This window comes from Bradyrhizobium sp. C9 (assembly GCF_002532045.1).
Taxonomy (GTDB): domain Bacteria; phylum Pseudomonadota; class Alphaproteobacteria; order Rhizobiales; family Xanthobacteraceae; genus Bradyrhizobium.
The window spans coordinates 180,904-197,137 of the sequence record NZ_NWTG01000008.1 but is presented as its reverse complement, the minus strand read 5'-3'; the positions used below and the strand labels follow the sequence as shown (position 1 = coordinate 197,137).

The 16,234-nt window shown below is 63.9% G+C and carries 16 protein-coding genes, 1 tRNA gene and 1 pseudogene; 8 read left to right on the top strand and 10 right to left on the bottom strand.

Annotated features, from left to right (window positions below; translation table 11 throughout):
* Window positions 1–200: 200 nt before the first annotated feature.
* From CO675_RS19555 to CO675_RS19545, 3 genes are all read right to left on the bottom strand, one after another.
* Window positions 201–836, bottom strand: a complete 636-nt coding sequence (locus tag CO675_RS19555) for an ATP-dependent Clp protease proteolytic subunit (RefSeq protein WP_097673521.1) — start codon at window positions 834–836, stop codon at window positions 201–203.
* A 206-nt stretch (window positions 837–1,042) separates the two neighbouring features.
* Window positions 1,043–2,401, bottom strand: a complete 1,359-nt coding sequence (tig, locus tag CO675_RS19550) for a trigger factor (protein WP_092114670.1) — start codon at window positions 2,399–2,401, stop codon at window positions 1,043–1,045.
* Between the two features lie 164 nt (window positions 2,402–2,565).
* Window positions 2,566–2,650, bottom strand: a tRNA-Leu gene (locus CO675_RS19545).
* Between the two features lie 135 nt (window positions 2,651–2,785).
* Between CO675_RS19545 and CO675_RS19540 the strand changes: the two genes are divergently transcribed.
* The 4 genes and pseudogenes from CO675_RS19540 to CO675_RS19525 all read left to right on the top strand — a co-directional run bounded on the left by CO675_RS19540 (window position 2,786) and on the right by CO675_RS19525 (window position 5,993).
* Window positions 2,786–4,117, top strand: coding sequence for a multicopper oxidase family protein (locus CO675_RS19540; RefSeq protein ID WP_097673520.1), 1,332 nt, complete (start codon window positions 2,786–2,788; stop codon window positions 4,115–4,117).
* Window positions 4,118–4,149: 32 nt separating this feature from the next.
* Complete coding sequence (locus CO675_RS19535) at window positions 4,150–5,235, top strand: enolase C-terminal domain-like protein (RefSeq protein ID WP_097673519.1); 1,086 nt, start codon at window positions 4,150–4,152, stop codon at window positions 5,233–5,235.
* A gap of 166 nt (window positions 5,236–5,401) precedes the next feature.
* Window positions 5,402–5,698: pseudogene (locus tag CO675_RS19530) on the top strand (hypothetical protein); the annotation flags it as partial.
* Window positions 5,699–5,795: 97 nt separating this feature from the next.
* A complete protein-coding gene (locus CO675_RS19525; protein WP_143279043.1) occupies window positions 5,796–5,993 on the top strand; it encodes a hypothetical protein in 198 nt (65 codons plus the stop codon).
* Between the two features lie 33 nt (window positions 5,994–6,026).
* Here CO675_RS19525 and CO675_RS19520 read toward each other — a convergent pair whose 3' ends face one another.
* Entirely contained in the window at window positions 6,027–6,992 is a 966-nt protein-coding gene (locus CO675_RS19520) for a LysR family transcriptional regulator (protein ID WP_097673517.1), read from the bottom strand.
* A gap of 101 nt (window positions 6,993–7,093) precedes the next feature.
* Here CO675_RS19520 and CO675_RS19515 point away from each other — a divergent pair, with 101 nt between their 5' ends.
* A complete protein-coding gene (locus CO675_RS19515; protein WP_097673516.1) occupies window positions 7,094–7,921 on the top strand; it encodes an oxidoreductase in 828 nt (275 codons plus the stop codon).
* Between the two features lie 47 nt (window positions 7,922–7,968).
* Here the strand turns inward: CO675_RS19515 and CO675_RS19510 are convergent, their stop codons facing one another.
* From CO675_RS19510 to CO675_RS19490, 5 genes are all read right to left on the bottom strand, one after another.
* On the bottom strand, window positions 7,969–8,268 hold the full coding sequence (locus CO675_RS19510) for a DUF1330 domain-containing protein (protein WP_097673515.1): 300 nt from the start codon (window positions 8,266–8,268) through the stop codon (window positions 7,969–7,971).
* On the bottom strand, window positions 8,265–9,047 hold the full coding sequence (locus CO675_RS19505) for a Crp/Fnr family transcriptional regulator (RefSeq protein ID WP_158231273.1): 783 nt from the start codon (window positions 9,045–9,047) through the stop codon (window positions 8,265–8,267). Before CO675_RS19505 ends, CO675_RS19510 begins: the two co-directional genes overlap by 4 nt.
* A 181-nt stretch (window positions 9,048–9,228) precedes the next feature.
* Window positions 9,229–10,845, bottom strand: coding sequence for a B12-binding domain-containing radical SAM protein (locus tag CO675_RS19500; protein ID WP_097673513.1), 1,617 nt, complete (start codon window positions 10,843–10,845; stop codon window positions 9,229–9,231).
* Window positions 10,846–11,009: 164 nt separating this feature from the next.
* The gene (locus CO675_RS19495) at window positions 11,010–11,474 is read right to left on the bottom strand and encodes a GNAT family N-acetyltransferase (RefSeq protein WP_097673512.1); all 465 of its coding nucleotides are present in this window, start codon (window positions 11,472–11,474) and stop codon (window positions 11,010–11,012) included.
* The gene (locus CO675_RS19490; protein WP_097673511.1) at window positions 11,449–12,948 is read right to left on the bottom strand and encodes an NAD(P)H-hydrate dehydratase; all 1,500 of its coding nucleotides are present in this window, start codon (window positions 12,946–12,948) and stop codon (window positions 11,449–11,451) included. The genes CO675_RS19495 and CO675_RS19490 overlap by 26 nt, the downstream gene beginning before the upstream one ends.
* A 354-nt stretch (window positions 12,949–13,302) precedes the next feature.
* On the opposite strand from CO675_RS19490, the gene CO675_RS19485 reads away from it, so the two are divergent.
* From CO675_RS19485 to CO675_RS19475, 3 genes are all read left to right on the top strand, one after another.
* Window positions 13,303–13,641: a P-II family nitrogen regulator gene (locus CO675_RS19485; RefSeq protein ID WP_011441447.1), complete on the top strand. Its 339-nt coding sequence runs from the start codon at window positions 13,303–13,305 to the stop codon at window positions 13,639–13,641.
* A 151-nt stretch (window positions 13,642–13,792) separates the two neighbouring features.
* Window positions 13,793–15,202: a type I glutamate--ammonia ligase gene (glnA, locus tag CO675_RS19480; RefSeq protein ID WP_050627332.1), complete on the top strand. Its 1,410-nt coding sequence runs from the start codon at window positions 13,793–13,795 to the stop codon at window positions 15,200–15,202.
* Between the two features lie 155 nt (window positions 15,203–15,357).
* Window positions 15,358–15,807: a GNAT family N-acetyltransferase gene (locus CO675_RS19475; protein ID WP_097673510.1), complete on the top strand. Its 450-nt coding sequence runs from the start codon at window positions 15,358–15,360 to the stop codon at window positions 15,805–15,807.
* Window positions 15,808–15,882: 75 nt separating this feature from the next.
* Here the strand turns inward: CO675_RS19475 and CO675_RS19470 are convergent, their stop codons facing one another.
* The gene (locus tag CO675_RS19470) at window positions 15,883–16,146 is read right to left on the bottom strand and encodes a tautomerase family protein (protein ID WP_097673509.1); all 264 of its coding nucleotides are present in this window, start codon (window positions 16,144–16,146) and stop codon (window positions 15,883–15,885) included.
* Window positions 16,147–16,234 lie beyond the last annotated feature (88 nt).

Genomic DNA, 16,234 nt, shown 5'->3' with positions numbered 1-16,234 from the left:
CGTGATTTTCCACGATCGTACGTGGAATACGCGTCGAAATCCACGGAACGTTGCGGGATTACCACGGCCGGCCATGAGCACGAAAGCGGAACTTTCTGCCCCCGCATATGCGCTTGCGGGGTACTCCACCGTCCTGCTTTGCCGACTATGTGAGGCGTCAATGTGGAGATCACACCGACGCCTCAGGTCGCCTGTCCGGATCAGGCAGCTTTGGCCGCCGACGGGTCTTCCGGACGCTTGTCGATAACCTTGTCGACGAGACCGAACGCCTTGGCGTCCTCGGCGGTGAGGAACTTGTCGCGCTCGAGCGCGTCCTCGATTGCCTTGTAGGTCTGGCCGGTATGCTTCACGTAGATCTCGTTGAGGCGCTTCTTGAGATTCAGGATCTCCTGCGCGTGCAGCATGATGTCGGTCGCCTGGCCCTGGAAGCCGCCGGACGGCTGATGCACCATGATCCGGGAGTTGGGCAGCGTGAAGCGCATGTCCTTCTCGCCGGCCGCCAGCAGCAGGGATCCCATCGAGGCCGCCTGCCCCGTGCACAGCGTCGACACCGGCGGACGGATGAATTGCATCGTGTCGTAGATCGCAAGGCCCGACGTCACCACGCCACCCGGCGAGTTGATGTACATCGAGATTTCCTTCTTCGGATTCTCGGCCTCGAGGAACAGCAGCTGCGCGACGGTCAACGTCGACATGCCGTCCTCGACCGGACCGGTCACGAAGATGATGCGCTCTTTCAGCAGGCGCGAGAAAATGTCGTAGGCGCGTTCGCCGCGATTGGTCTGCTCGACGACCATCGGCACGAGGTTCATGTAGGTTTCAACGGGATCGCGCATGAAAGAACCCAAGGGTTAGGGGTGATGCAGAACGTTAAGGCTTAACCCAGATATGGGCCAATTTCCGGCCGACAAGACCGGGACTGGCCGTACTAGCCACCTGGGCAGGCCGCAGAAGTTCAAGCCGATTCGCGTCGGCTCGCCTAGCGAGGGGGACCCTCGCCAGGCCTGCTTTCGCGGTTCATCATTAACGCGCGGTGCCGCAATCAAGCGGCAGTTTGCTCGGCGTCTTCATCCTTGAACAGCTCATCCTTGGAGACCTTCTTCTCGGTCACGTTGGCGAGCTCCAGGACGAAGTCGACGACCTTATCCTCGTAGATCGGAGCGCGGAGCTGGGCCAGCGCCTGGGCGTTGCTGCGGTAGTAATCCCAGACTTCCTTCTCGCGGCCCGGCATCTGGCGCGCGCGCTCGATCACGGCGCGCGAGACCTCGTCGTCGGTCACGGTGATCTTGTTCTTCTCGCCGATCTCCGACAGCACGAGGCCGAGGCGGACGCGGCGGTCGGCGATCTTCTGGTACTCTTCCTTGGCCGCATCTTCGGTGGTGTTCTCGTCGGCGAAGCTCTTGCCGGTCGAGTCCATCTCGGCCTTGATCGAGTTCCACATCAGGTTGAACTCTTCGGCGACAAGCGACGGCGGCGCCTCGAATTTGTGGCTTTCGTCGAGCCGGTCGAGCAGCGCACGCTTGACCTTCTGGCGGGTCGCGCCGGCGAACTCGGCAGTCAGGCGCTCGCGGGCGGCTTCCTTCAGCTTGTCGAGCGACTCGAGGCCGAGCGTCTTGGCGAACTCGTCGTCGATCGTGGCCTCACCGGGCGCCTCGATCAGCGTTGCGGTGGTCTCGAACTCGGCCGGCTGACCGGCGAGCTTGTCGTTCAGGTAGTTCTTCGGGAAGCCAACCTTCAGCGTGCGGGTCTCGCCCGTGCCGATGCCGATCAGCTGCTCCTCGAAGCCCGGAATGAACTGGCCCGCGCCGATCACGACCTGGATGCCCTCGCCGGTGCCGCCCTCGAAGGCTTCGCCGTTGATGGTGCCCTTGAAGCTGATGGTGACGCGGTCACCCTTCTCGGCCGCACCCTCGGTCTTGGCGCTGTACGGGCGGCTGCCCTCGGCGATGCGCTTGATGGCATCGTCGACGTCGGCGTCGGAGACATCGACCACCGGCTTCTCGACCGAGAACGACTTGAAATCGGCGAGCTGGATCTGCGGCACGACCTCGATCGCGACGGTGTAGGTCAGGTCGGTCTTGCCCGACAGCAATTCCTCGACCTGGTCCTTCTCGGTCGGCATCGTGATCTTCGGCTCGCCGGCGAGGCGGAAGCCGCGATCTTCGAAAATCTGCCGGTTGGTGTCGCTGATGGTCTGGTCGATGGTCTCGGCCATGACCGAGCGGCCGTAGATCTTCTTCAGGTGCGCCACCGGCACCTTGCCGGGACGGAAGCCGTTGAGACGGACCTTGTCCTTGAGGTCGACCAGCTTGGCGCCCGCCTTGGCATCGAGATCGGATGCCGGAACGCTGATCTTGAATTCGTGCTTCAGTCCCTCGTTGAGGGTCTCGGTGACCTGCATGGTATCAATCTTCTTCCGCTTTTGCCGCGGCCCGAGCGGCCGTGGCAGTGTCAATCTGTTCGACGGTGAGCCTTGCGGCCTAACGTCTGTGGGTTCGGCGAACCCTCGTCCCCTGCGGGGCCCAAGGTTCTCCAAGAATTCGTCATGCAAACGCTGTAAGCGCTTGGTGCGGGCGGAGGGACTCGAACCCCCACAACTTTCGTCACTGGAACCTAAATCCAGCGCGTCTACCAGTTCCGCCACGCCCGCGCGAAAAGCATCCAGTCCGGCCGCGATGCCGCGGGCGGCCGGGCTTATAACATGCGCCCACCGGTTCGCAGCAAAAAAATGGCCGCTGGAGAGCCCGCCCTGCGACCGATCGCGACTGGACAGGTACATCTGAAAATGGTCCGCATCGGCCGGATGGCAAGCCCCGCAGCAAGTCCCGAATTTTCCCTCACCCGGCGCGACCTGATCGCCGGCCTCGGCGCGGCGGCGCTTTGCCCCGCTTGGCCGGCCGCCAGCTCGGCGCAGGGCCGGACCGCGGTCGCGCTCCAGGCCAAAGCCGACCGCATCTCGCTTCGTCCAGGCATCCCAGAGACCTCGGTGTGGTCGCTCGGTAGCGGCGATCTCCGCTTCAGGCGCGGCGAGGTCCTCGACGTGACCTTCGGCAACGAGTTGCCGGTTGCTGCCGCGCTCGATTGCCGCGGGCTCGATGGCGTCCCGGCCGCGGAGCCGCTGGCCTCCCGGGCGCCGCTTGCCACCGGCGCAAAGGATACCTTCCAGCTCCCGCTACGGCATGCCGGCACCTTCCTGTGCGAGCCGCTGTTCGGGGATGGCACGGCGCCGGCGCGCCCGCGTCCGCTGATCGTAACCGGCGCCTCGCCCGTGGCGGTCGATCGGGACGAGGTCCTGCTGATCGAGGAGTGGCGCCTGCAGCCCGATGGAACCGCAATCCCGCCTGGAGGAGATCCGAAAGATTCCACGCAAATTCATACAATTAACGGCAAGACCTCATACGATATCTCGGCCCCGGCCAATGCCCGCCTCAGACTCCGCTTTATCAATGGCAGCCAACGCAGCGTGCTGGCGGTGAAGCTCGAGAACCTCGACGTCCGGGTGATGGCAATCGACGGCCAGCCGGCCGAGCCGTTCCAGGCCCGCAACGGCGCGCTGGTGCTGGCGCCCGGCAGCCGCACGGATGTCTTTGTCGATGCGATCGGTCCGGCCGGAACCAGCTTCCCGATCCTGCTGCACGACGGCAAGCAAGCCCGTCCGGTCGGCAAGCTCGCCGTCTCGAACGAACCGCCGATCCGAACGGCGCCGTTCCCGCCGGCCCCACCGCTGCCGGGCAACGACATGCCCGCGCAGTTCGACCTCAAGGGCGCTGCCCGATTCGATCTGGCGCTCGGCGCGCCGACCGAGTGGTTCCGCCCAGCGGACTTCAAGCCGTCAACCGCTCCGGCCTTTCAGGCCAAGACCGGCCGAACCGTCGTGTTGACCCTGACCAACCAAAGCGCGATCGCAAACGTCTTTCATCTGCACGGCCATCATTTCCGTCTGCTCGACCGGCTCGACGATGGCTGGAAGCCGTTCTGGCTCGACACGCTCGCGGTCGAACCGGGCCAGACTCAGCGCATCGCCTTCCTCGCCGAATATCCGGGCCGCTACCTGATCGAGCAGGTCGCGACCGATTGGACCGCGCCGCGGCTGCTGCGATGGTACGGTGTCCAATAACAAGAAGTGGAAGCCACCTGAAGGAAACACCGATGAGCCAGACCGTTGCCGCGATTCGCGGAGTGAAGGCACGAAGCGTCGTGGTGCCGCTCAAGCGTCCTGTGAAGACCGCGTTTGGCCTGATCGATTCCGGTCCGCTGGTGCTGATCGATGTCGAGACCGATCAAGGCGTTACCGGCCGCACCTACATCTTCGCCTACAGCAAGCTCACACTTCACCCTCTCTGTTATCTGATCGAGGAGATCGGACGCGAGCTGATCGGCAGGCCAGTCGCCCCGTTCGATCTGATGAAGGCGATGGACGCCAGGTTCAGGCTACTCGGCGCCCAAGGTCTGGTCGGGATGGCCGTGTCGGGCCTCGACATGGCCTATTGGGATGTGCTCGGCCAACTCGCCGGCCGGCCGCTGGTCGAGCTGCTCGGCGGCTCGGCAAAGCCGATCAAGGCCTATGACAGCTACGGTGCGGTCGATCCCGTTGCCGACGAGCGCGCGCTGCGCCGCTCGCTCGACCAGGGATTCAAGGGCATCAAGATCAAGGGTGGCGACGGCGATGCCGCCAACGACGAGCGCGTCGTGAAGGGCGTGCGCGCCGCGCTCGGCCCCGACATCGCGCTGATGATCGATTTCAACCAGTCGCTCGATCCCACGGAAGCCACTCGCCGCATCGCCCGGCTTGCGCCCTACGATTTGCACTGGATCGAGGAGCCGGTGCCGCAGGAAAGCCTGTCCGGCCACGCCAGGGTCCGCGAGACCTCGCCGACGCCGATCCAGGCCGGCGAGAACTGGTGGTTTCCGCGCGGCTTCGCCGAGGCGATCGCAGCCGGCGCATCCGACTTCATCATGCCCGACGTGATGAAGGTCGGCGGCGTCACCGGCTGGATGCAGGTCGCGGGACAGGCCGATGCAGCGTCGATCCCGATGTCGAGCCATTTGTTCGCGGAGATCAGCGCGCATCTGCTCGCGGTGACGCCGACTGCGCACTGGCTCGAGTTCCTCGACTTCGCGAGCGCGATCCTCGCAAGGCCTGCCGAGGTCACGGACGGCGCAGTCACCGCCCGCGGTCCCGGGCTCGGCATCGAATGGAACGAGCCGGCGGTGGCGAAGTATCTCGTGAGCTAGCGCCCGGCGTTTCCCGTGTGCTTCAGATTGTGTCTGCCCCTGCTTTCGATGAGGGCGGCAACGGATTGGCGTTTGTCTGACGCATGGCTGAGGTCGCCATCAATCGATCGTGAGCGAGAATTCACGACATCATCATGTAGGTCGATCGGGCGCAGTGGAGCGCCCAATGACGAACAACAACAAGCTGACGCTCAAATTTCGCTGTCCGGAACAGCTCGAAGGATTGATCCCGCGACCGGTCCCGGCAGCGCAAGGTGTTCCCGACTGGCTCAAGACCATGCCGGCAACGACCTTCTCCTCGATCAACCTGCACGACGAGGACACCATCAAGCGCTGCCCGCCATTCGTTGACGCGATGACCTGCGGGTACCTGCTGCCACTGGTCTGCGATCTCAAGGTCGAGGACGGCGAAATCACCTGGGACCACGACCTGCCGCCGGGAGGCACACCCGAATTTCCGCGTCCCAAGGATCAGCCTCTGCCCGGACTGTACGGTCGCCGTCAAGATCATCGTGCTGCAAGATCACGTGTGCCGGATCAATTATGGCTCGCTGGGGCCGATGCGCCCGCAGAAGATTCTCGTCAGTCCCAAGCGCGGAAAATATTGGGCTGACAACGAGAGCAGCACCGCCTACAGCCCGAACAAGGGCTTTCTCGGCGGCGACTATTTCGAGACGCGATTTTCCTACGAGCTGATGAACGGCTCGCCGGCTTCAGCGCTTCTCAAGGCAAGCATCGAAGTGGTGCCGCATCTGTAGCTGGCCGTTTCGCCGGACCCCAATTTTGACAGCTCAAGCGCGCTTGCGACGATCGCCCGATCGCTTGGCCGGAGGTGCGTGGGCCTCCCCACCCCTGGCGGCCGACTTCGTCTCCTCCCGTATCATGTCGACGAAAGCACGCAGGCCGGCCGTCATGTGCCGGTGCCGCGGATAGTAGAGACGCAAGCCGGGAAATGGCGGCGTCCAGTCGTCCAGCACTGCGCGCAGAGTGCCGGCGGCAAGATGCCCCCTCACCCAAAAATCGCTGACGAACGCCAGTCCCAGGCATTCGAGAGCGGCTTCGACCATCAGAATGTCACCGTCGAGGGTCAGCCTGCCCCGGACATCCACCACCATCTGCTCGCCGCCGCGCTTTTCGAACTCCCAGCGATAGAGCTTTCCGCTCGGCATCCGCCTGCGAATGCATTCATGGGCGAGGAGATCGAGCGGAGAACGCGGCACAGAAGTGCGCGCGAAATATTCGGGCGCGCCAACGACGATGAAGCGCGTGTCCGGACCGCAAGGGATCGCAACCATGTCCTGCGGTACGGCTTCGGCCAGCCGGATGCCGGCATCGAAACCTTCCGCGACGATATCGATGGGACGCCCCTCCAGGGACAGCTCAACGTTCATGTCTGGATAGCGCCGCAGAAACCTTGCAACGACCGGACGGAGGATCTGGTGCGCGGCGCGCTCCTTCAAATTGATGCGCAGCGTTCCCGCGGGCGTATCCCGGAACTCGTTGACATCCTCCATCGCGCCGGCGATTTCGCGCAACGCGGGACTGACCCTGGCGAGGAAGCGCTCTCCCGCCTCCGACAGCGCGACGCTGCGCGTCGTCCGATTGATGAGACGCACGCCAAGCCGCTTCTCCAGGGCGGCGATCGCATGGCTCAACGCCGACGGTGAAATGCCGAGTTCGGTCGCGGCCGCGCGAAAGCTGCGATGGGTCGAAATCGCGACGACGGCGTTCAGCTCGAAAAGGCCAGCATGCTGCATTGTTCGATTATCTGCATCAGGTCATGCCACTCTATGCCGACTATTGCACTAATCAAGTCGCCTATATCGAGCCCGCAATCTCGATCTGAAGGACATCTCCCATGGCAAAGACTTTCCTCATCACGGGCGTTTCGTCCGGCTTCGGCCGCGCGTTGGCCGAGGCTGCATTGAGCGACGGCCATACCGTCGCCGGCACCGTGCGCAACGCCAACGACAAGCAGGCGTTCGAAGCGCTCGGCGCAGGCGTGCACGCGGTGATCCTCGACGTCACCAACAGCGGGGCCATCGCGCCCGCCATCGCCGACGTCGAGCACAGGATCGGCGCAATCGACATTCTGGTGAACAATGCCGGCTACGGCCACGAGGGCATTCTGGAGGAATCCTCGATCGACGACCTGCGGCGCCAATTCGAGGTCAACGTTTTCGGCGCGGTGGCGATGATCCAGGCGGTGCTGCCCTTCATGCGCAAGCGGCGCGCCGGGCACATCCTCAACATCACGTCGATGGGCGGGATCATCACGATGCCCGGTCTCGGTTACTACCACGGCAGCAAGTTCGCGCTGGAAGGTATATCCGAAACCCTCGGCAAGGAGGTCAGGGACCTCGGCATCAAGGTCACCGCGGTCGAACCCGGCAGCTTCCGCACCGATTGGGCCGGACGATCGATGGTACGGGCGGAGCGGTCGATCGCAGACTATGACGCTCTCATCGACCCGATCCGCAAGCGCCGCATGGAAATGAGTGGCCGGCAGGTCGGCGACCCCAACAAGGCCGCGCAGGCCATGTTGAAACTCGCACTATCGGCCGATCCGCCGGCGCATCTGCTGCTCGGCAGCGATGCCGTGCGGCTGGTCGAGGACAAGATGAAGCTGCTGCAGGCCGAATTCGACGCGTGGAAGAACGTCTCGCTTTCTACCGACGTTGCCTGAGTCTCAGCAGCGCCACCGACGGTCCCGGCGTGGCCATCCGTGCCTGCTCATGGCGGCGATGGCAGCCCCTTCACCAGCAGTGACAGCACGGTCGCGCCCGCGATGCGATCCCTGGATATTTCCTGATAGGCCGGCGAGTCGAGGAAGCGGGTCGCCTCCGCCTCATCGGGAAATTCCATGATCACGACCTTGTCGCGCGTCCACTCGCCGTCGAGAACCTTCGGCCTCTCATCGGCCGCCAGCAGGCGGCCGTTGAAAGCCTTGAACACGCCGGCAAAGCGGGACTGGTAGCGGCGGTAGTATTCTTCCTGCGTGAACTTCACCAGTGCGATCACATAGACGGTCATTCCCGGTCCTCATTCTTGAAATGGCGTGGCTTGGCGCAGTCGATATCGTCCGGAAGGCGGCGGCGCGCTGATGCGATGAATTCGGCCAGACGCACGGGCTGCTCGATCGTGATCCTGCTGCGGCGCTTGGAGATCAGCGACATCCGCTCGAACTCGGCAAGGGCAGCGCCGATCCAGGAACGGCTGACGCCGACCATGCTGGCCAGGTCTTCCTGGGTCAGCCCCGTGATCGTCGGGCATGAATTGCGGCTGTCGTTGCGGGCGAGCGAGGTCAGGATGCTGCCGAGACGCACCCAGGCGTCATCCAGAGCCTGCGGGCCGGTGCGCTCGATGCTCTCGACCGAGAGCAGCGCCAGCAGCCGCGTGATGTTGTCGAGGAAACCGGGCACGCTCCGGGTGCAGACGACAAAATCCCGCCGCGGCATCACCGAGACCACGACCTGGTCGATGGTCTCGGCGGTGAGGATACGCGGCTGGTCGAGCACCAGCGCGGCGAGGCCGAGGATCGTGCCGCCGACGAACACGCCAAAGGTAAATTGCTCGCCGCTGGGCTGCGCCTGCAGCAGCCTGACACGGCCGTCCTCGAGGACCACCATCGTATCGCTGGGCGCGCCCTGCCGGGACAGGATGGAGCGTGGCGGCAGGGTCATGGTCCGCATCCGGCTGCGGATGTCCTTGCGCTGTGCCGCCGACAGTCCCGCGAGCGCGAGGCTCCACTTCGGCGACAGGCCGTCCTCCGCCGACGCGACCGGCGGCTTCACCCTCGCTGCACGGCTCACTGACGTTGGCCCCCTGCCGCGGAGACGCCGAGGCAATCGAGGCCTCCCTTGAATTCGGCCGAAGCGAAGATCCGCGCTCGGGCAAGACTGGAACGCGCCTGCCGTTACGGGACACCTTCCGGCCCAGCTCACGGGCTGGCGCATGCAAATCCCGCGGCTCGCCGGCGAACTTCGCCGTCCATCAAACGGCGTCCAGCTGAGCTCCCGGCGCAAGCTCCGCGACCCTCACCGGAGGCATGGCATCCAGCTCGGCAATCCGGCGGTCAATCTCACCGATCACGTGCTTCGAGAACGGTCCGAAATGCAGGTACAGCGCCATCAGCATCACGATGTAGCGCAGTGCGCCCGGGTTGGACTTGGCGACCTCGACGAAGGTCTTCCAGAACGGCTCGCGAACCTCCGGCAGCGTCCGCATGATCTTGTGCACGCCCTCGATGCCGCCAAGCTTGGTGCGCACGTCGCCATCGGGCAGACCGCGGCGCCGATCGGACCGGTCGAGCATGACGGAAAGCCGCGACAGCCGCCCTGCATATGCCGCCGGGCTGAACACGTGCCCGAGCACAGCCTTGTAGTCCACAAGGATGTCACGAAGCGGACGCTTGGTTTCGAAATTGCAGCCGAGCGTGCATTGGTCGCCCGCCTGCTCGACCTTCATGAGATCATGGCCTTCGTGCAGGCGGCCTTCCTGGGCCAGCCGCCGCGTCAGCTGTGTGCCAGGCAGCGCATAGAGCAGTCCAACCATGCAGACTGGAATGCTCGCCTCCTCGATGAAGTCGATCATCGCCTGCGCCATCGAGACCTTCTCGGTGTCGAACCCGACGATGAAACCCGCGGTGACGAACATGCCATAGTCGTAGATCTTGTGAACGCTCTCGGCGATGTTGCGCCTGGTGTTCTGCTTTTTCTTCATCTGCACGAGGGTCTCTGGATCCGGGCTCTCAATGCCGACGAAAATTCCGAAGAAGTTCGCGTCCTTCATTGCCTGCAACAGCTCGCTGTCATCAGCGATATTGATCGAGGCTTCGGTCGAGAACTCGAACGGATAGTCTCGCTCTTCCAGCCAGACTTTGAGCCGCGGCAGCAAGATGCGGAGGTTTTTCTTGTTGCCGATGAAATTGTCGTCGACGAAATCGACGTGCCCACGATAACCATGATCGTAGAGCGCTTGCAGCTCAGCGAGAATCTGATCGGGGGTCTTGGTGCGCGGCACGCGCCCGTACAGCTCGATAATATCGCAGAACTCGCAGGTGAACGGGCAACCACGCGAATATTGCACGCCGATAAAGAGATAATGATCGAACTTGATCAGATCGTAGCGGGGCATCGGGCTTAGCGTGACGTCGATCTTGAATTTCTCGGCGACGAACACGCCCTCGCGCTCGCCGCGCTCCCACGCGGCGATGAATTCCTCGATGACGTGCTCGGCCTCGCCGATCACCTGGAAGTCCGCATCCGCGTAAAGGTGCGGGCTCGAGGAGACGTCAGGCCCACCGACACATACCGGCTTGCCGTGCCGGTGAGCGAGATCGATCAGGTGGAGAAAATCAGGCTGCTGGTTGAGCATGCCGCCGATCATGACGAGATCGGCCCAGTCAAGGTCCGCTTCGGTCGAAGGCTCGGTGTTGCGGTTGATGAGCCGAATCTCCCAATGCTTCGGCAGCATGGCCGCAACGGTGATCAGTCCGAGTGGCGCCGCCGGATACTTCGCGCCGACGAGTTCGCAAGCTTCCGTATAGTTCCAGAACGAGTCCGGAACGAATTTCGGGTAGATCATCAGAACGCGGCAGGGGCTTGTCATGTTGCTCCGGTCCGTACCACGGAGCTTCGGCCCAAGGGTACATTCGCTCGTCGATACAGGCATCAAGTGCTCAAATGGTGGCCGATTGTCGGACGAACTTCGCCTCGCCGTGAGCCCCGTCCTGTCCCCAGGTCCGCCTGCGGTCAGTTAATCCGATCAGTATGTCATCCGGCAGCCGTCCGCGTCCAGAGATAGCGCAGGTCGGGTTCCCCCTCCTCATTGCGGCTCCCGTCGGTCTGCTCGGCCTGGACGAAGCCGCGCGCCTCGTAGAACCGGCGCGCTCGCGCGTTGCGCTGGAAGGTCCAGAGTTGCAGCCGATCGGCCCCCCGCTTTGCGATCTCGAGCAGCGCGCCGCCGATGCCGCGGCCCTGCGCGGCCGGCAGCACGTAGAGCTGCTCGATCCAGTCGTCATGGAACGCGATCACGCCGCTCATCGCCTCGCCGTCGAACGCGCCCCACAGCGTGCAGGCCGCAAACATCCGCTCGCGGTAGAACCAGCGGTCTTCGTCCGGCGTGTGCAGGCCCGCAAGCCATGGCAACGCATCGTCGAACGCCGCACGGTGCACGCGTGCGGCGGCATCGATGTCGGCAAGCGTGAGCCGCCTAATACTCAATCCCGAACTCGTCATAGAGGCGGCGGAACACGGCCGGCAGCACCTCGGTGAGATCTTCGGCGATCAGGCCGGGGCCCGCCTCGCTGGCGCTTTCGCCGTGCAACCACACGCCGATGCTGGCGGCCTCGAATGCTGCGACACCCTGCGCCAGGAACCCCGCGATAATGCCCGCAAGCACGTCGCCGGCGCCGGCGGTGGCGAGCCAGGGCGGCGCGTTGGCGGCGATGGTGGCGCGCCCATCCGGAGATGCGATCACCGTATCGGCGCCCTTCAGCAGCACCACCGCGCCGGAGCGCTCGGCCGCCGCGCGGACGCGCTCGAGCTTGGAGCGGCCGGGATGCTTGTTGGAGATATCGCTAAACAGGCGCGGGAACTCGCCCTCATGCGGAGTGAGCACCACCTGCTGTCCATCGGAGGACTTGATCGCCTCGAAGAGCCGGTCCGGCGAACCGGCAAAACTGGTCAGCGCGTCGGCGTCGAGTACCAGGTGCCGCCGCGCCGACAGCGCGGTGTGAACGAAGTCGCGGGTACGCGCGCTGACCCCGGCGCCAGGTCCGATCACGCAGGCATTGAGCCGCTTGTCGTCGAGCAGTTCGGCGAACTGGATCGGATTGTCGACCGCACGCACCATCACCGCGGTCAGCGCCGCGGCGTTGACGGCCAGCGCATCGCGCGGCGAGGCCAACGTCACGAGGCCGGCGCCGGCGCGCAACGCCGCGCGCGCCGCGAGCCGCGCCGCCCCGGTCGAAGCGATGTCGCCCGAGACCACGACGGCGTGGCCCCTCGCATATTTGTGGCCATCGATCCGCGGCACCGGAAACGACCGGCGCCAGGCCTGCGGCAGGTTCTCCGCGGTCAGCGGCTTGATCTCGTCGAGCACCTGCGGATCGATCCCGATGTCGGCGACACGCACCCGGCCGCAGTACATCCGGCCCGGCAGCAACAGATGCGCCGGCTTCTTGCAGAAGAAGGTGACGGTCTCGATCGCCTGCACGGCGGCGCCCATGACGGCGCCCGAGGTGCCGTTGATGCCGCTCGGCAGGTCGACTGCCAGCACCGGCGTACCGTTGGCGTTGATCGCGGCGATCATCTCCAGCGGGTCGCCCTTGACCGGGCGATTGAGCCCCGCGCCGAACAGCGCGTCGATGATCAGCGCCGGCTTGCCAAGCGCTTGCGGGTTGAACGGCAGCACCGGATATTTCCAGCCCTTCGCCGCCAGCGCCGCGTCGCCCTGCAGGCTGTCGCGCTCGCAGAGCAGGATTACGGACACTTCACGGCCGCGCGCGGCGAGCTCGGCGGCGGCGACAAAGCCGTCGCCGCCATTGTTGCCGCGGCCGGCGACCACGACGATCGGCCCCTCCTCGACCAGGTCCATCGCGGCTTCGGCGACGGCCTGGCCGGCGCTCATCATCAGCGCAAAGCCCGGCGTGCCGGCTGCGATGGTCAGCCGGTCGGCGCGCTCCATCTCGGTGGTGGTCAGAACGTCCATGCCGAATCCTCAATCGCTTCGCCTTTTCGAGAGGCAATTCCTGTGACGTTCGCGGGGTTTCTACTGGCGGACTGCATACGGATTGATCTATTTGCCTATTTGTTAGGCTTGGATATCATAGCCTACGTGGTTCGATATCAGCCGACTGCCTCTTAAAAGGCTGATAACATTCCGAAATCGGGGACCTTAACAACTTGGCATAGACCCTGCTTTTGAGGAAGCCGCGCGCAGTGCCGCTTGATGCGACCATTGCGCGTGTTTCCGGCCACCCGCCGGAAGGCTTAAGACCAACCAGACTGCGCCCCACGCGCATCGAACTCGACCCTGCAATCTGCAATGCCCGGGAGGCGCTCAGTGAAGAAGATTGAAGCCATCATCAAGCCCTTCAAGCTCGACGAGGTGAAGGAAGCGCTCCAGGAAGTCGGACTGCAAGGCATCACCGTGACCGAGGCCAAGGGATTTGGCCGCCAGAAGGGCCATGCCGAGCTCTATCGCGGTGCGGAATACATCGTCGACTTCCTGCCCAAGGTAAAGATCGAGATCGTGATCGGCGACGACCTGGTCGAGAAGGCGATCGACGCGATCCGCCGCGCGGCCCAGACCGGGCGGATCGGCGACGGCAAGATCTTCGTCTCCAACATCGAGGAAGCCATCCGCATCCGAACCGGCGAATCCGGGCTGGACGCTATTTAAGGGCGGTGCTATCCGGATTTTCTGACGGCAAAAGAGAAAAAAGGCTGCTTCGGCAGCCTGATTTCGTTTCAGCAGTCACACGAACTCGCCAAAAGCGGGAATAACGTCGCTCTCCGCTGGAAACCGACCCGCACATCCATAAGGGGTATTCATGAAGACCGCCAAAGACGTCCTGAAATCGATCAAGGACAACGACGTCAAATACGTCGACCTGCGCTTCACCGATCCGCGCGGCAAGTGGCAGCACGTGACCTTCGACGTCAGCATGATCGACGATGACATCTTCGCCGAGGGAACGATGTTCGACGGATCGTCGATCGCCGGCTGGAAGGCGATCAATGAATCCGACATGTGCCTGATGCCCGACCCGGTCACCGCGACCATCGACCCGTTCTTCGCCGAGACCACCATGGTCATCACCTGCGACGTGCTCGAGCCGACTACCGGCGAGCCCTACAATCGCGACCCCCGCGGCATCGCCAAGAAGGCCGAGGCCATGGTGAAGTCGATGGGCGTGGGCGACACCGTGTTCGTCGGTCCCGAGGCCGAGTTCTTCGTGTTCGACGACGTGCGCTATTCGGCCGACCCCTACAACACCGGCTTCCGCCTCGACTCCTCTGAGCTGCCGATCAACTCGGCGACCGAGTATGAAGGCGGCAACCTCGGCCACCGCATCCGCACCAAGGCCGGCTACTTCCCCGTCCCGCCGCAGGACTCGGTGCAGGACATGCGCTCCGAGATGCTCGGCGCGATGGCCAAGATGGGCGTCAAGGTCGAGAAGCACCACCATGAAGTCGCCTCTGCCCAGCACGAGCTCGGCATGAAGTTCGACACGCTGACGCTGATGGCCGACCAGATGCAGGTCTACAAGTACTGCATCCACCAGGTCGCCCACATCTACGGCAAGACCGCCACCTTCATGCCGAAGCCGGTCTATGGCGACAACGGCTCGGGCATGCACGTCCACCAGTCGATCTGGAAGGACGGCAAGCCGACCTTCGCGGGCAACAAGTATGCCGACCTGTCGGAAACCTGCCTGCACTACATCGGCGGCATCATCAAGCACGCCAAGGCGATCAACGCCTTCACCAACCCGTCGACCAACTCCTACAAGCGTCTGGTCCCGGGCTATGAGGCGCCGGTGCTGCTCGCCTACTCCGCGCGCAACCGCTCGGCGTCCTGCCGCATCCCCTACACGGCGAACCCGAAGGCCAAGCGCGTCGAGGTGCGTTTCCCCGACCCGATGGCCAATCCCTATCTCGGCTTCGCCGCGATGCTGATGGCCGGCCTCGACGGCATCAAGAACAAGATCGATCCGGGTCCGGCGATGGACAAGGACCTCTACGATCTGCCGAAGGAAGAGCTGAAGCAGATCCCGACCGTGTGCGGCTCGCTGCGCGAGGCGCTCGAGAGCCTCGACAAGGATCGCGCGTTCCTCAAGAACGGCGGCGTGTTCGACGACGACTTCATCGACGCCTATATCGAGCTGAAGATGACCGAGGTCGCCCGTTTCGAAATGACCCCGCACCCGGTCGAGTTCGAGATGTACTACTCGCTGTAAGCGTTACGGCACCTCACGAATGCGAAAGGCGCTTCCACCGGAAGCGCCTTTTGTTTTTGGCAATGTAGCCATTGCGCGCGATCCTGCGCGCGAAAGGAAACATTCGATCGACTCTGATAGCATTCCGGCGAAGCCATGATCCGCGGAATCAGTCCATGACCGAAGCCATCGTCCGATCTGCGGCAGCGCATGAACTGCCCGAGCTGTTGATGCTTTACCGACACCTTCACCCGCACGATCCCGAGCTGGAGACAGCCGCGGCCGAACGTGTCTGGTCGACATTGCTTGCATCCAGCTTCATGACCGTGATCGTGGTGCAAGCCGCAGAGCTGCTCGTCTCCTCGTGCACGCTCGCGATCGTGCCCAACCTGTCGAGAGGCGGCAGGTCATATGGCGTGATCGAGAATGTCGTCACTCACGCCGACTACCGCCGGCAGGGGCTCGGCCGACGGGTTCTTGCACGCGCGCTCGATCTTGCCTGGCAGGCCGACTGTTACAAGGTCCTGTTGGCGACGGGTTCGAAGCAGGAGACCACCCTTCGCTTCTATGAAGAAGCGGGCTTTGAGCGTGGGGGCAAGACCTACTTCGAAGTGCGCCGGCCATAGCTACCGTCTCGAACAAGATCGTGCCGCATGCAAAAGGCGCCTCCACCGGAAGCGCCTTTTATTCTATCCCCGCGGCTAGGCCTTCGCCTTCCCGACCCGCCGGCCACCGGCGTCAAGCGCGCCGAATTTGCCCGCGATCATGTCCGGCGTCGGCATCATACCGCCGAGCGACCAGCTCGCCGGCTCGCCTTCCTCGATCTTGACCCAGACGTTCCTGCGGAAGTCCGGGTCCCCCTGTCCCTCGACCTCGACCATGAGATCGGTGACGCGCTGCAGCAGCGCCTGCTTCTGCGCGACATCGAAAATGCCGCGAACGGTGGAAATGGTGACGTAAGGCATGGTCTCTCTCCATTGCTGAGGTTGTGACAACGCAACGAAGATGGACCGGCAGACTGCGATCAGGCAGTGGCCGATCGGACAGAGATCG